12 protein-coding genes and 1 pseudogene are annotated in these 14,061 nt (G+C 43.7%); 10 read left to right on the plus strand and 3 right to left on the minus strand.

What is annotated here, in order from left to right; all coding sequences use genetic code 11:
* Nucleotides 1-16 precede the first annotated feature (16 nt).
* The 6 genes from G587_RS0112255 to G587_RS0112280 all read left to right on the plus strand — a co-directional run bounded on the left by G587_RS0112255 (nt 17) and on the right by G587_RS0112280 (nt 7,128).
* Nucleotides 17-1,618, plus strand: a complete 1,602-nt coding sequence (locus G587_RS0112255; RefSeq protein WP_026492487.1) for a helicase HerA-like domain-containing protein — start codon at nt 17-19, stop codon at nt 1,616-1,618.
* A gap of 30 nt (nt 1,619-1,648) precedes the next feature.
* Complete coding sequence (locus G587_RS0112260; protein WP_026492488.1) at nt 1,649-3,601, plus strand: hypothetical protein; 1,953 nt, start codon at nt 1,649-1,651, stop codon at nt 3,599-3,601.
* A gap of 23 nt (nt 3,602-3,624) precedes the next feature.
* On the plus strand, nt 3,625-4,683 hold the full coding sequence (locus tag G587_RS0112265) for a glycosyltransferase (RefSeq protein ID WP_026492489.1): 1,059 nt from the start codon (nt 3,625-3,627) through the stop codon (nt 4,681-4,683).
* 12 nt (nt 4,684-4,695) lie between these two features.
* Complete coding sequence (locus tag G587_RS24520; protein ID WP_051201005.1) at nt 4,696-5,226, plus strand: hypothetical protein; 531 nt, start codon at nt 4,696-4,698, stop codon at nt 5,224-5,226.
* A gap of 138 nt (nt 5,227-5,364) precedes the next feature.
* On the plus strand, nt 5,365-6,849 hold the full coding sequence (locus G587_RS0112275) for a methyl-accepting chemotaxis protein (RefSeq protein ID WP_026492490.1): 1,485 nt from the start codon (nt 5,365-5,367) through the stop codon (nt 6,847-6,849).
* Nucleotides 6,850-6,876: 27 nt separating this feature from the next.
* Entirely contained in the window at nt 6,877-7,128 is a 252-nt protein-coding gene (locus G587_RS0112280) for a hypothetical protein (RefSeq protein WP_026492491.1), read from the plus strand.
* Nucleotides 7,129-7,200: 72 nt separating this feature from the next.
* On the opposite strand, the gene G587_RS24525 is transcribed toward G587_RS0112280, so the two are convergent.
* On the minus strand, nt 7,201-8,244 hold the full coding sequence (locus tag G587_RS24525; protein WP_051201006.1) for a CPBP family intramembrane glutamic endopeptidase: 1,044 nt from the start codon (nt 8,242-8,244) through the stop codon (nt 7,201-7,203).
* Nucleotides 8,245-8,336: 92 nt separating this feature from the next.
* On the opposite strand from G587_RS24525, the gene G587_RS0112290 reads away from it, so the two are divergent.
* Together G587_RS0112290 and G587_RS0112295 are read left to right on the plus strand one after the other, a co-directional pair.
* Nucleotides 8,337-9,065 carry an SEL1-like repeat protein gene (locus tag G587_RS0112290; RefSeq protein ID WP_026492492.1) on the plus strand — a complete coding sequence of 243 codons (729 nt, stop codon included), beginning with the start codon at nt 8,337-8,339 and terminating at the stop codon, nt 9,063-9,065.
* 164 nt (nt 9,066-9,229) lie between these two features.
* Nucleotides 9,230-10,165, plus strand: coding sequence for a zinc ribbon domain-containing protein (locus tag G587_RS0112295; RefSeq protein ID WP_026492493.1), 936 nt, complete (start codon nt 9,230-9,232; stop codon nt 10,163-10,165).
* A 301-nt stretch (nt 10,166-10,466) separates the two neighbouring features.
* Here G587_RS0112295 and G587_RS0112300 read toward each other — a convergent pair whose 3' ends face one another.
* On the minus strand, nt 10,467-11,735 hold the full coding sequence (locus G587_RS0112300) for a hypothetical protein (protein ID WP_026492494.1): 1,269 nt from the start codon (nt 11,733-11,735) through the stop codon (nt 10,467-10,469).
* Nucleotides 11,736-12,013: 278 nt separating this feature from the next.
* Here G587_RS0112300 and G587_RS0112305 point away from each other — a divergent pair, with 278 nt between their 5' ends.
* Nucleotides 12,014-13,405 (plus strand): PhoH family protein, encoded by a 1,392-nt coding sequence (locus G587_RS0112305; protein ID WP_026492495.1) that lies wholly within the window; start codon nt 12,014-12,016, stop codon nt 13,403-13,405.
* Between the two features lie 91 nt (nt 13,406-13,496).
* Here the strand turns inward: G587_RS0112305 and G587_RS25505 are convergent, their stop codons facing one another.
* On the minus strand, nt 13,497-13,658 hold the full coding sequence (locus tag G587_RS25505; RefSeq protein ID WP_155829527.1) for a hypothetical protein: 162 nt from the start codon (nt 13,656-13,658) through the stop codon (nt 13,497-13,499).
* 194 nt (nt 13,659-13,852) lie between these two features.
* On the opposite strand from G587_RS25505, the pseudogene G587_RS26760 reads away from it, so the two are divergent.
* A pseudogene (locus G587_RS26760) lies at nt 13,853-14,061 on the plus strand (transposase); the annotation flags it as partial.

Consider the following 14,061-nt stretch of genomic DNA (forward strand, 5'->3'; position numbering starts at 1 on the left):
TGGGAGGGTATGAAAAATGGTTAAAGATGGGAAGGTTTTTGTTGCCAGAGCAGATAATGGGGAGGCTCTGTATCTTTTGCCTAAGATGGCAAACAGACACGGACTTATTGCGGGTGCAACTGGTACCGGTAAAACAGTTACATTAAAAGTACTTGCGGAATCCTTTTCCGATATGGGGGTTCCTGTTTTTCTTGCGGACGTAAAGGGCGACCTTGCCGGCATGATTCAGGAAGGCTCCGGAATGGAGGATAGGATTCAGAGCTTTTCATTAGAGAATACAGGATATGAATATAAAAAGTATCCTGTTACATTCTGGGATATTTTCGGGGAAAAGGGTATTCCGCTGAGAACCACCATTTCCGAGATGGGTCCCATTCTTCTTTCACGTATTCTTGGACTTAATGATCTTCAAAGTGACATTCTTACAATTGCTTTCAAGATAGCCGATGACAACGGCTGGTTCCTTTTTGATACCAAGGATCTGAAGGCTCTTCTTAATGAGCTTTCTGAGAATAATAAGGATTACGCTGCTGACTACGGCAAGATGAGTCCGCAGTCCCTGAGCGCTATTTTAAGAGCGGTGGTTTCTCTTGAGACCCAGGGCGGCGACGTATTTTTCGGAGAGCCTGCGCTTAACCTTACAGACTGGTTTACAACAGACACTAACGGAAAGGGAATGATCTCAATTCTTGATTCCGAGAGTCTTATAAATAACGGCGTTTTATATTCCACCTTCCTTTTGTGGATGCTCTCTGAGCTTTTTGAGACTCTTCCGGAAGTGGGAGATATGGAAAAGCCCAAGATGGTATTCTTCTTTGATGAAGCACATCTCCTTTTCAAGGATACCTCCAAGGCGCTCCTTGCTAAGATTGAGCAGGTGGTTAAGCTTATCCGTTCAAAGGGCGTCGGTGTTTACTTCGTAACCCAGAATCCTAGGGATATTCCCGATGGAGTTCTTGCGCAACTCGGTAACAAGATTCAGCATGCGCTTCATGCCTATACTCCCGCTGATCAGAAGGCGGTTAAGGCTGCGGCTGAGTCCTTTAGAGAGAACCCTGATTTTAAGACCTTTGATGTGATAATGGAGCTTGGAACAGGACAGGCTGTGGTTTCCTTCCTTGATGAGGACGGAACACCCGGCGTTGTAAGAAAAGCGTTCATTCTTCCTCCTATGAGTAAGATTGGCGGAATAGATGACTCTGCAAGAGATAACGCTATAAAGGGAAGTCTCCTTTACAGCAAATATGCTAATGCCGTTGACTCTGATTCAGCCTATGAGATGCTTCAGAGAAAGGGCGTCCTTGATGCCGAAGCTGCTGAAAAAGCAAAAGCAGAGGCAGAGGCTGAGAAGGCAAGACTTAAGGAGGAGGCTGCCGCTATAAAGGCTAAGGAGCGTGAGGCAGCTGCTGCTATAAAGGCAGAGGAGCGCAAGAAGCAGCAGGAAGAGGCTGCCAAGAAGCGCGCAGCAAAGTCCGTCGCATCTACTGTCAGCGGAACAGTTGGACGAGAGGTCGGCAAGGCAGCCGGCAAGGGCTTTGGCAGATTCGGTAAGACACTTGGCGGCAATATTGGGGCCAGCCTTGGAAGAGGAATAATCGGAACACTCTTTAAGCTTTAAAATAATCAGACTTGGAGACTTATTAACATTATGTGGTTTTTGATTCCAATAGCATTTTTCATAACGGCAGCGCTGCTGTCAGTGAAATTCAGGGAGAGCATATGTGACACCATTGCGGTGACAGGAGCTATACAGATTCTTTTTCTGTATGTCCTGGCACTCTTCCGTGGGATGAAGTTCATATATGTTTCATCCATTGCAACGATCCTGATCTTCGGCGGACTTTGTCTTGCGGATTTTATGTTCAAAAAGACCCCCGGAGTCAGTCAGAAGATCATACATATAAACCATAACAGACATAGCTTTAAGAGATGCCTTCAGGTCTTTGCAAGGCCTGAGGTTTTCGCGTTTATATTTATCATTGCAGTGGTGACCTTCCTTACAAGGAATCAGATTTTTACATGGTGGGATGATATCAACTTCTGGTCATCGGATGCAAAGCAGCTCTATTATCTGAATGGCTTTCCCGGAAAATATGGAAATGTATCTCCTGAGTTTGGAGATTACCCTCCGGTGACCTCCATTTTTAAGTGGATATTCCTTGAGATCAGTTCTAAAAAGTACATGGAAAGTCTTCAGTTTGCAGGCTACTACACACTGAATTTTGTATTTCTTATGCCGATCGTTAAGGGAGTCAGCACCAAGCTTGCGGCTCCTGCAACCTTCCTGGCATTCATGCTTCCCGGAATCATCAACGGAATCATCTTTTACGGAACACCCGCGGACATTACCATGGGTATTGTCTACGGTGCTCTTTTGTATGCTATCTGGGATAAGGACGGACATCAGAACATCTTCTATTATGGAAGGATTGCGCTCTACACAGCGGTTCTTTTGCTGACCAAATCCGTTGGAATCGAGTGGGCTGTTTTCGCTCTTATTTTCTTCTTTATGACCAATCCCGGAAAGGGAAGAAGAGCATCAAAGGTAAAGGGCATCTGCCTTGCAGCACTTTTTGCAGCGACCTTTTACGGAAGCTGGCTCCTGTTCTGCTTTATTAACAGAAGAGTTGCCAAGGCTACAGGCCTTGGAATAAGGATGGCTACAGGCTCCTACGTTGTACCTGCCAACGCCGCTCAGAAGGCGTGGTATTTCTTCCTGGGACTTTGGACCATGCCCATGCATGCAGACCATAACGTCACCTTTGATATGCCCATCGGAGTGATGATCGTCCTTATTTTTGCAGCACTTATTCTGATGATTAAAAAGGAGATCATTCCTCACAGAGAGAGGAAGAGATTTGCTCTTTTCTTTGGGCTTTCAGGAATAATCTCTTATGGAATTATTTTCATAGCACACATATCTCTGTTCCAGGCTGAGGATCAGTACCTTGATGCCTTCGCAATGACTAATTCTCTTGCAAGATACGGCGCACCCTTTACCATGGGAAGCATGTATCTTCTTATGGGCGTTGCCCTGACCTATGCAGGCAGCAAGAGGGCTGTCGAGGAAGCAGGGAATCCTGACCATGATGATTACTGGAAGAACAAGAGGAATATCATTTATATTCTTATCATACTTTTTGTGCTTCTAAATGCGGACTATGTGGGCACCTACAATTCTCTTTACGGATATCGAAAGACCCTTGAGGAGAAGGCTGCTTATAATGCGGATATGATAGATGATGGTGGTCAGCGCTTTATTGAGGCTCTGTACGGACACAGGGTTCTCTGGGGACACCGCGTACTGAACCTTCGAAGCGGCGATCCGGGACATTGGGTTCACGATACATATTTAAGTAAAGAAGTTTCCCCTGTTCCCGCAGTTTATGATACACTTACTGAGTCTGATGATGCCATTACATTGACAGATAAGATAAGAAAGAGCCATGCGGAGTATGTTTTTGCTGAGTCTGCACAGCTCTATGATAAGAATGCCTTTTCAGGATTTATGGAAAATGGCGAAGAATTTGAATTTTGGAAATTATATAAGGTAGAGGATACCGGAGATAGCTTAAAGCTCATACCGGTGTACCTGTACTGATATGGAGTTACTAATCTTAAAACATGAGTGCAACAGTACCGATAATAATACCGGCCTACGAGCCTGATGAAAAATTAATAAAGCTTTTGTCTGAGATAAATACGGCAGGCTTTTCACCGATAATCGTTGTAAATGACGGCTCTGACGATGACGTCTACGGGGGCATTTTTAAAAGAGCCGAAAATGACTATGGCGTTATAGTCTTAAAGCACGCAGTCAATATGGGAAAGGGCAGAGCGTTAAAGGATGCGTTTAATTACTGTCTCGTTGAGTACTCTGACCTTGTGGGTGTTATCACCGCAGATGCGGACGGACAGCACACCACCACTGATATAGGCCGCGTCAAGGCGGAGCTTATGGAGTATCCGGACAGCCTTATTATGGGCTGCAGGGATTTCGATGAGAGTGGCATTCCTGCCAGATCCGTTTTTGGCAATAAGACCACCAGCAGAGTCATGAAATCCCTTGCGGGTGTCCACGTATCCGACACACAGACAGGGCTCAGGGCTATTCCTGCCAATTTCATGAGATATCTTTTAAATGAAAATGGTGAGAGGTTTGAATTTGAGACCAACATGCTCCTTGCTACCAAGGCTGAGGGAGTTCCCATCAGGGAGGTGGATATTCAGACCATCTATATCGAAGAGAATAAATCCAGCCATTTTCATCCTATCAGGGATTCCATCAGAATTTATGCAGTGTTTGGCAAGTTCATAGTTTCATCGTTGTCATCAAGCCTTGTTGACATGCTGATGTTTGCTCTGTTCTGCAGAATATTCAGAAGAGTACAGGGCCTTCCTGTGGGATACATCATGCTCTCCACCATTTTAGCGAGAGTCGTATCCGCCACCTACAATTTCAGTGTGAATTACAAGGTGGTATTTAAGGGAACCGAGAACAAGTGGATGAGTGCGGTGAAGTATGCCGTTTTGGCAGTTATGATCGTTCTCCTCAGCGGCTACGGAGTTACCTATATTTACAGATTTTTCCCCAGCGTTCCGGAAGTGCTGGTAAAGATACCTGTTGACTGTATCCTGTTTTTGCTTAGCTTCTGGATTCAGCGCGAGTTCGTATATAAATAGAAATGGAGCAATATGAGACCGACACCCAGAAAAAAATCAAAAACTTACAACCTTGGAATGATGGCGCTCCTGTTTCTGTGCGCTATTTACATAATAATCTATCCGCACATCATAGCACCCAATCAGGCGAAGACTGAGGATGAGCCTGCAGAGAGCTCATCCTATGAGAAGGTTGAGAACGCAGCGGAGGTTATAACCGGTACGGATGAAGCGGCGACAAGTGCAGCCGAGTCAGCTATTGCAGCTATTGAGGAGAAGGAGAAAATCGCAGCTTCCGCCACCTACAGTTTTTGGAGCGATGAGAAGCTGAGAAGCCACTTTGAAAAGCATGGCCATGAGATGGGATTTTCTACTCAGAAGGAGTACCTTGACGCAGCCAATGCGCTTATAAATAACCCCGAGGCCCTTCATAAGACAGAGGCAGAGGACGGGGATGCTATTTACTATCTGGAATCCACTGATGAGATAGCCTTTGTATCGACTGACGGATATATCCGTACCTACTTTATTTGTTCGGGAAAAGACTATTTTGAGAGACAGTAGAATTATAAATTAATTATAAAGAGGAGAAATCTTTATTTAGTAAAAATTAACAACTGTATTTCGTCTATTCTGATAAAATAATATGTGTGGAAAAGTTTTGTAACTGCGATCATATATTTTCTTATTCAGGAGGACATTATGGATAAATATCAATTCTCCCGTGCCAATCAGCGAGCGTATGCGGTATGCCTTATTATTGTGTGTACCTGTGCACTCGCCTTTATTATTGAGGGGGTTACTCAGGGCTTTTCTGGAGGCAGAATACTTGAGCTTGTATCTGTTGCCGTCAGCATAGCTGTTATGAGTGCCGGCGTTACAAGATTCAAGGAGGAAAAGCTCGGCTCGGTTCTTATTATGATTGGAGCTACAGTTACCTTCGTAATCGTTATGCTCGTTGAAAACCAACTGTTCTATGTTATGTTCGGACTTCCGATCCTTGTATGTGCCGTTATCTATATGAACAGGCGTATCATAATCGGAGGAAGCACAGTAATCTTACTTATGTATGTTATCTGCGCTTTCCGTGTTATGGCGAGACAGGATAGGGGCATGACAGAGATCGTCCTTTCAGGAATTGCCACAGTACTCCTTATCATGTCAGCATATTTTGCTCAGAACCTCCTGTACACCTTTAATGAAGAGCATTTTTCAACAATTGAAGAACACAATCAGGTGCAGGAAGCTGCAAGCAAGGATATGGGTAAGGTTGCACGCAGAATTGCCAAGCACTTCGATCAGGCCCAGGGCAGTATAGCAGAGCTGGAGTCCATCATTGAGAATACCTCTAATGGAATGAAGGATATTGCCGGATCTACAGAGAGCACAGCTAATGCCGTTACCGATGAGGCTCAGAAGGTTGCAGAGATCAGAGAACAGACACAGGTTGCAGATGATCAGCGCCAGCAGATGATCGATGCTTCTGCCAGCACCAAGGAAACCATCGCAGAGGTTGCAAAGACAATCGAGGTTCTGCGTGACAAGGCAAGAGGCGTTCGCTCAGCCAGCCAGATTACAGCAGAGTCCACCAAGGCCGTTCTTAATAAGGTGGAGGATGTACAGAAGATCCTGGGATCCATCATGGCGATTTCAAAACAGACAAACCTCCTTGCTCTGAATGCATCAATTGAGGCAGCAAGAGCAGGTGAAGCAGGAAAAGGATTTGCGGTAGTTGCTGAGGATATCAGACAGCTGTCAGAGCAGACCAACAACGCTTCAAATGAGATCACAAAGATTATTGGAGAGCTTACCGAGGATGCCAACAAGGCTATGGAAAGTATCGATAATACCGTTGAATCCGTTGAACTTCAGAATGAAGTTATCCGTGATACAGCACAGGCCTTTGAAACCATCGACAGCAATGTTGAGGATCTCATTGGCAAGATCGAAGAGATCGGAAACAGCATGGAGATGATCAATAACTCTACAAATGAGATCAATGATAGTATCTCCAATCTGTCTGCTACCAGCCAGGAGGTTGCAGCCCTCTCCAGTGACGGACTTAAGAATGCACAGAATGCTGTTGAGAAGTTTGAGAACTTCAAGGATTCACTTGATGGTATTTATAAGGAAGCTCAGAGACTTAAGGAAATTAATTTTGATTCCGACGATTCCGATGATGATTAATGAGTAGCAGGAAAAGGAGGTTTTTATATGAGAGTATTATTTGCAGCCGGACGTGTTCGTGAGGTTACCGATGTGGAAGTAGTAGGAATGGATGTCGGTGATGGCCAGATCATTGGAACACAGGTGAACTTTATCATGGCAAACGGCAATAAGATAGAGTACATATACAGTCAGGGCGTTCCGATCGAGGAATCCGGACAGAAGGCTGTAGAATTCGTTCAGGAGCTCTATAAAAACGGATATGCAGATTTCTCACAGGAAATTGTAGAGATGCTGTAAGCTTAAAAAATTATATAGGAAAAATAAGAAACGCCCTTGCTCGCAATGAACAAGGGCGATATTTTTGCTTGTTTACAGCATCACCGAGATAAGTATTGTAAGACCGGTACATACAAGTATAAGTGCGATCATGCCGACATTCAGGATCGACTTTATGCTGAACTTACCCTGGATCGGAGCTCCGGGAGTGTTCTGAAGCAGATTACCTTTTGCAATAAACATGATCAGAAGAATAAATCCTATAATGGCTAATCCATACTGAACGAGGTTGTAAATGATCATACCCGGTGAAGTAGCGTTTTTAAGTGTAGGATCGATCAAAAGCGGAATAAAGGCGCCGAAGCAGTTGAAGGTCATGTGCATGATGATCGTATATATAAGGCGTCTTGTGTAAACGTATACGTAAGCAAGTACTATTCCCAGGAAGAATGCATAGAAGAACTGGAATATATTGGTGTGAATAAGACCGAATATAAAGCCTGATACAAAGATCGCATTCCATTCGCCGTAACGTCTGCAGTAGCCTACAACAGCGTATCTAAAAAGTATCTCCTCGAATATCGGAGCAAGTATTACTGTGAGAAGAAGCACAAGACCCAGGGGCATATCCGAGATCATTGAGGTCAGAAGGTTGTTCATATCGTTGCCTGTGACAAGAGATACGAGATATGCAAGTCCTGCACCTATCGCTGATCCGATTATTCCAAGAGGGAACATAAACATAAGGAAATTGAAAAATTCCCAGGGTGTGAGATTCCTTTTCAGGGAATTCTCGTAAGGAGTGGAGAATTTAAAACCGCTGAGTGTGGGAATATCTCTGTGTCCTCTGGAATTAAGAATCAAAATTGTGAGCGGAATACAAACAAAGTAGCTTACGCACATGGAAGCAAGGTTGATCATTCCTGTGTTTGAGCTGAACCTGGTAGTTATCTCTGTTACAAGAGCCGGATCAATAGTCGGTGTAGACATGCCGCCATCTGCCATCATGCTAAACATATAAAACAGTGTATAAATAAATGAGGCAATTGCCACCACAACTGATGCGAGAACGTTGGATAATATCATGTAGAAAACTATAGCTATACCAAGATGCGAATATTTTTTTGCAACTGACATTAAGATAAACTCCTTTTCTTAAAAATCTAATAGAAGTATACGAAATAAAGTCGTGCGTGTAAAGGAAACATAGATATGATATTATATGGGTTATGAAAGAAAGAGACGAAAGCAGAATCGGTATCAGACGCACCACCAGAAGCCAGTACCGAAGAGAGCTAAAGAAATTTATAAGTGAAGGAAAGGGTCATTACAGATGCAGATTTGCAGACCTCGCCTATGAGATGGGTGATATGTACCGCAAGGGTATAGGAGGACCTTCGGACATATCCAAGGCTTACTATTATTATCTCCAGGCAGAGCATGCAGTGATGCTCAGACTCCAGGTGAAAAGGGACAGCGAGGACGAAGCTTTTCTTGCGAAGATCAGACTTGTCCTTACCCAGCTTCGTAGAAAGCTTGGATACGGCAGTGAGAAGCTCTATTGCAGCACACACCCCTTTGTTCTTTATCAGGCTCTTGAGGAGGGACATGATATCATGATCTCCTTCAGACACATGAAGAGTGGAAGGATAAAGATCATAGGCGCAAGGATTCCCAAGGCAGGAAGAGAAGAGTGCAAAAGATCAAGAATGCTCATCACCTATGACAGATTCCACTATTGTGAGCTTAAGGATTTCGTTATCACCTACGCTCAGAATGTGCAGGGACTCTGGTACGCTGAGACTGAGGACTGTATAAGGGTAGACACCATCACTCTTGTAATGGATGAGCTTGTGGGTAACAGATGTGAGTTCTACTACCGCGATAAGCTTGTGGCCTATATTTTTGCTGAGGATTATGTTGTCAGCTCAGGTCGTCCAAGATATATGAGATTTTAAATTGATAGTTAAAATAGCCAGGACTGCTGCAGTAATGCGGCAGTCTTTTTAGTTTTTTATATTTTATAAAATGTTTATGAAATATACATAGTTTGGGATGGCCGCTTATGAGATACTAAATATAACAATTATATTCGATACTATTATTATTAGGAGGGGAAGTAATGATTTGTACGAATTGTGGAGCAAAAATACCGGATAATTCAACAACTTGTGAAAAATGCGGAGCGAAAATAGAAGCTCCCGAGACTGAAGAAAAGACCAGAAACAAAGCTCTCAGCGCCGTATTGATCATTGTATTTATATTGGGCGCGGTTGCGGCTATTTTACTTTTGAACATCAGGAAAAACAGCCCGCTTCACGGGGCTAAGCTTAAAAAACAGGTAGTCTGGGAGACGGAGGATCTGACCGTTTCCGTAAAGGGACTAAAATACGATAAGGAAAACACCGAGAATCCCTATTACATCGAGATGAAGGCTGAGAATAAGGGCTCTGCCGATAAGGTTGTTACCTGCGAAGCAGCTGCAATAAATGATGTAAAGGTGGATGCTGACTTTGAACTAAATGTTCCTGCAGGCGGAGAGGCCGAAGGAAGGCTTACATTTACGGACAGATACCTGAATTCTCTGGATATATTCAAGACCTTTTCAACAGTATCATTAGCACTCAGATCAGATGATCAGATAAGTGGCAAGGTCTCCATGAAGACAGGGCTTAAGAAGAATAAGGCTACTCTGAATAAGGGTGATGCTACCCATCAGTATGATGAAAATAATGTGATCGTAAATTATGAGGCTCTTGATGTGGGCTACAGCGGATTTGGACCTGCAGTTGTACTCTATGTGGAGAACAACAGCGATGAGGTTATCCGCGCGAGAATAGGAGAGGCGAAGGTAAATGGCACCGTAGTTGAATGTAAGACTGATGATACGGGATTATTACCTCACACAGCAGGATACGTTCAGTTTGTTATTGATAACGAGCAGCTTACAAGCAATAACCTGCTTCCACTCAGCAAGGTGAGTACGAAGATCGAATTTTATGATCCTGTGACACAGGAGACAAAGTTCACTGCACCTATACTTATAAACAATCCGTAGGAAACTTTTTGACATACTTGCGTACTAAAGAAGGATAGAAATATAGATTGGTTGCGAAGCGTGAGAATAAGCTTCGGAAACGATTTTTAATCAAATTTTATAAAATTTATGAAAAATCGTAAGCTTTTATATTGTTTTTCTGCAAAAGTATGATAAAATCTAAGTATGTTAAGAGTTTGATGAACAGGTATACAAAGTATACAATTTTATAAATCGTTCTGCGGTTTATATTCTATGAGGGAGAAAGAGACCGGTACATAAGTACCGGCTCTTTTGTTTTTATGTATAAAATTATTGTATTTCAGCTTTCTTCTTCAGCGGCTTCAATGACGCCTTCTATCTTATTCCGTAGCCATACAATATCCTGATCAAAGGCCTTAAGAAGTGCTGCGGAGTATTTCGATTTCCTGATGGCATCGGTTTTCCTTACTGCAGCAAGGGAGGTCTGAAGCTCCTTTATTTTATCCAGGGTTTCAGTCATCTCATCGGAAAGAGAAGAGGAGCCGCGGATGCAGCCGTCAAGGACGCTTCCGATGCGGTTTCCCTTGTACATGATTTCTCTTGCGGAGGACATGACATCCGACCTGAAAACATCGAGGGCCTTTAAGTAGTCATCGCAGGCGGCGTCGCGCTTTTTCATGACCTCACGGAAATCCTGGTTAAGAGTTGAAAGACTCTGGATGAGAATGTTCGTGTAGTTAGTACTCTGTCTGTAGTATTCGTTACTTGCAGAGGAGTACATGTCGGAATATCTGGTGGCATCCCTGTGGGCAGACTGAATTGTGTGCACAGAGGAGCGCACTGTCTTAAAACCGTTCTCAAGAGCAAGGAGCTCTGCGTCAAGGGCTGCGGATATATCGTGGATTCTCCTTGAGAGGTCACCCACCTGTGCTGCAACCTTGGTTGAAAATTCACGGCTCTCCTCATTCATGTGAGTTGCTTCTATAGTAGTGTGGATTGCAAGAAGATCTGCCTCGGATGAGAGAGCCTCAAGCTGTTCCTTCTTTTCCGAGAGACTCTGAACCTGCTTGTGATACTGCTCCAATGAGGACAGAGTGTACTCAACGCTTTTTTTCAATATGTGCGAAAAAGAAGAGTAGCTTCTTATCTGTGACACTAGCCCCGGATCAGGCATATATTCCTCGGAGAGCTTGGGAAGATTGATCTGTGGAATCTCGGTCTTGTCCTCGAAGGCTGACTTGTCGGGAAGGTCCGGGATATTGTCAGTAGTATCTTTAATAGAAGAGAGGGCGTCGCGCACCTTCTCTATGGTTTCGTTTAATGTTTTTACATCGCTGATATGCCCTTCAGATGCGGATATTATCTCAGTGATATCTGAATCCAGCTCTGAATAGCTCTCGTCCTGATCAGATGAAAATGAATCAAGGTCGCCCTCAATCTGGTCTCTTCTTCCTTTTAATGCTGTGGGAATATCGCGAATAGGCGCTATGAGGTCAGTGAGCTTTTTGCGCTTAACTACCTCCTGCCTGCTGATGGTAGGGGCAAACTCTTCCAGCGGCAAGTAACTGTTATCATATTCTTCTTCGTATTTCCTGCCGAAAAGTGCCAAGATTGTCGCCTCCCCCAAAAAAGATAATGCAATTATAATATTCTAAAAACCGATAGAAATCATTGCATTCCTTCTTCAAGTATATCATATAATATGGCTATTTTACAAAGGGTTAATACCACAATTACTTGTAATTTTAATAGTGCAGAAACACAAAATATGGTATAATCATGACATAGACAAAAGGGTCAGGTTACCTGTTTCTTCTATATGGAAAATGTCTGATTTTCCGATGACCTGATAGCACTCGTCTAACTAAATAGGATGGGGGGAAGTGCATGAAAAAAATCTATGTACTCGATACTAATGTCCTCATTCAGGCACCACATGCGCTTAGGTGTTTCGATGATAATGATGTCGTTTTACCTCTGGTGGTACTTGAAGAACTGGATACGCACAAACGCGACGAAGGTGAACGCGGTGCCAATGTCCGAGAAGTAATCCGCTTGCTTGAATTGCTGCGGGAGAAGGGAGATCTTACCAAGGGAGTAGAACTACAGGACGGCGCAACCCTACGAGTTGAGAAGAACTTTAAGGACGTCGAACTGCCCAAGGATATGGTGGAGTATAAATCAGACAACCGTATCCTCAGAGTTTGCAAAGGGCTGGCAGATACCAGTAAAGAGGAAGTTATCCTTGTAACCAAGGATATTCTGATGCGTATCAAGGCGCAGCTTCTGGGTATCAAGGCTCAGGATTTTACAACTGAACAGGTAGTATCACATGGAGAGCAGTACTCCGGACGTATAAGAGTTTACGCACCGGAAGAGATTTTTAAGGAGTTTAGAAGAAAGGGAGTTCCGGTAGATGCAGTTTACACCTGCGACGAGAACGGCGATAAGGTGAAGCCGGAGCTTTATGAGAACCAATTTGTAATACTTCAGGGTGACCAGTCCACCAATAAGACCCAGATGGGCAGGGTTGACCACGGTGTCATCAGGAAGCTTGAATTTGAAAAGGCTCAGCCCTACGGCGTAACACCCAGGAATGCAGGTCAGTATTTCCTTCAGGAAGCACTGATGCAGCCTGCTGAGAAGGCACCGCTTGTAATAGTAAAGGGTATGGCAGGTACAGCCAAGACCTTCTATTCACTGGCAGTAGGCCTTGAGAAGATGGTGAACCGTCCCACAGGCGAGTACAGACGAATTCTTATCTGCAGACCCAATTCACAGTTTGATGATGACATCGGTTTCCTTCCGGGAGACGAGCAGGATAAGATAGGACCTCTTATGAGACCTATCATCGATAACCTAGAGCAGCTCATCGACTCAAGTGAAGAGGAGAGATATGCTGATGAGAAGGAGCTTCAGGATAAAACTGATGAGATCTTCGAGAGAGGAATTGTTCAGACAGAAGCTCTTAACTTTATCAGAGGCCGTTCTATTTTAAAGACATATCTGATAATCGATGAGGCCCAGAATATGACGCCTGCACAGGCTAAGGGTATCATCACAAGAGCAGGTAAGGACACCAAGATCATTCTTTTGGGAGATCCCAACCAGATCGACAGACCCTTCCTTGATGAGAGGACCAACGGACTGTCATACGCTTCAGAGCACATGAAGGGCTCCGAGCTTTGCTGGCAGATATCCCTGGTGGCAGAGGAGTGCGAGAGAAGTAAGCTGGCTATGGATGCCATCGGTAGGATGAGAGATAAGGTAATTGTTTAAAAAAAAAATAGTGGTAAACAAAAAGCAGGTCACAACCCATATCGGGAAGTGACCTGTTTTATTACTGTTCGTATAAAAAATATGCAACCCTTTACTGCTGCGGAGGAACCGGATTATCCGGAGTATCCTGTGAAGGCAGCGGTCTTGTATCAGTTGTGTAGTCAAGCTGACCGGGAGCAAAGTTTTTGCAGGCTGAGAGAAGTGTGATCGAGCCTACGATAGTGATGATGTTGGCTAATACTGAAAATCCCACGGAGACATTCTTATCGAGTCTTGATAGTTTCCATTCTTTTACCCTCCTCGTAAGAAAAGGTAGTGTCTAATCGACACTCCTTTTTTCTTTATAAATCCTCTATTTTTCGGGAGTTCAAAATAAAAAGAGCATTGACCTCCCTTTTGGTATAATGTTAACGACCAAGAAAACATCCCGCAAAGGAAACAATGCTCGTGAACATTATACTTTATTTACTTGAAATCATCCATCAGCTCTATCAACAAAACTGCTGGTTGATCAACTTTATCTGTAGATATATTCCGCTTAAACAGTGGGCTTATGAGGATTCTCATTCTCCCAAATATCAAAAATTTAAGATTGATAAGCTCCCTTTGATTCTGAATGTAGAGCCCTGGGATTACAGGGATTTCATGGCTTACCT

This window comes from Butyrivibrio sp. XPD2002 (assembly GCF_000423945.1).
Lineage (GTDB): Bacteria > Bacillota > Clostridia > Lachnospirales > Lachnospiraceae > Butyrivibrio.

Excerpts from the sequence above, each read along its gene's own strand:
- G587_RS0112255 (WP_026492487.1), top strand. The coding sequence starts at position 17 with ATGGTTAAAGATGGGAAGGTTTTTGTTGCCAGAGCAGATAATGGGGAG.
- G587_RS0112260 (WP_026492488.1), top strand. The coding sequence starts at position 1,649 with ATGTGGTTTTTGATTCCAATAGCATTTTTCATAACGGCAGCGCTGCTG.
- G587_RS0112265 (WP_026492489.1), top strand. The coding sequence starts at position 3,625 with ATGAGTGCAACAGTACCGATAATAATACCGGCCTACGAGCCTGATGAA.
- G587_RS24520 (WP_051201005.1), top strand. The coding sequence starts at position 4,696 with ATGAGACCGACACCCAGAAAAAAATCAAAAACTTACAACCTTGGAATG.
- G587_RS0112275 (WP_026492490.1), top strand. The coding sequence starts at position 5,365 with ATGGATAAATATCAATTCTCCCGTGCCAATCAGCGAGCGTATGCGGTA.
- G587_RS0112280 (WP_026492491.1), top strand. The coding sequence starts at position 6,877 with ATGAGAGTATTATTTGCAGCCGGACGTGTTCGTGAGGTTACCGATGTG.
- G587_RS24525 (WP_051201006.1), bottom strand. The coding sequence starts at position 8,244 with ATGTCAGTTGCAAAAAAATATTCGCATCTTGGTATAGCTATAGTTTTC.
- G587_RS0112290 (WP_026492492.1), top strand. The coding sequence starts at position 8,337 with ATGAAAGAAAGAGACGAAAGCAGAATCGGTATCAGACGCACCACCAGA.
- G587_RS0112295 (WP_026492493.1), top strand. The coding sequence starts at position 9,230 with ATGATTTGTACGAATTGTGGAGCAAAAATACCGGATAATTCAACAACT.
- G587_RS0112305 (WP_026492495.1), top strand. The coding sequence starts at position 12,014 with ATGAAAAAAATCTATGTACTCGATACTAATGTCCTCATTCAGGCACCA.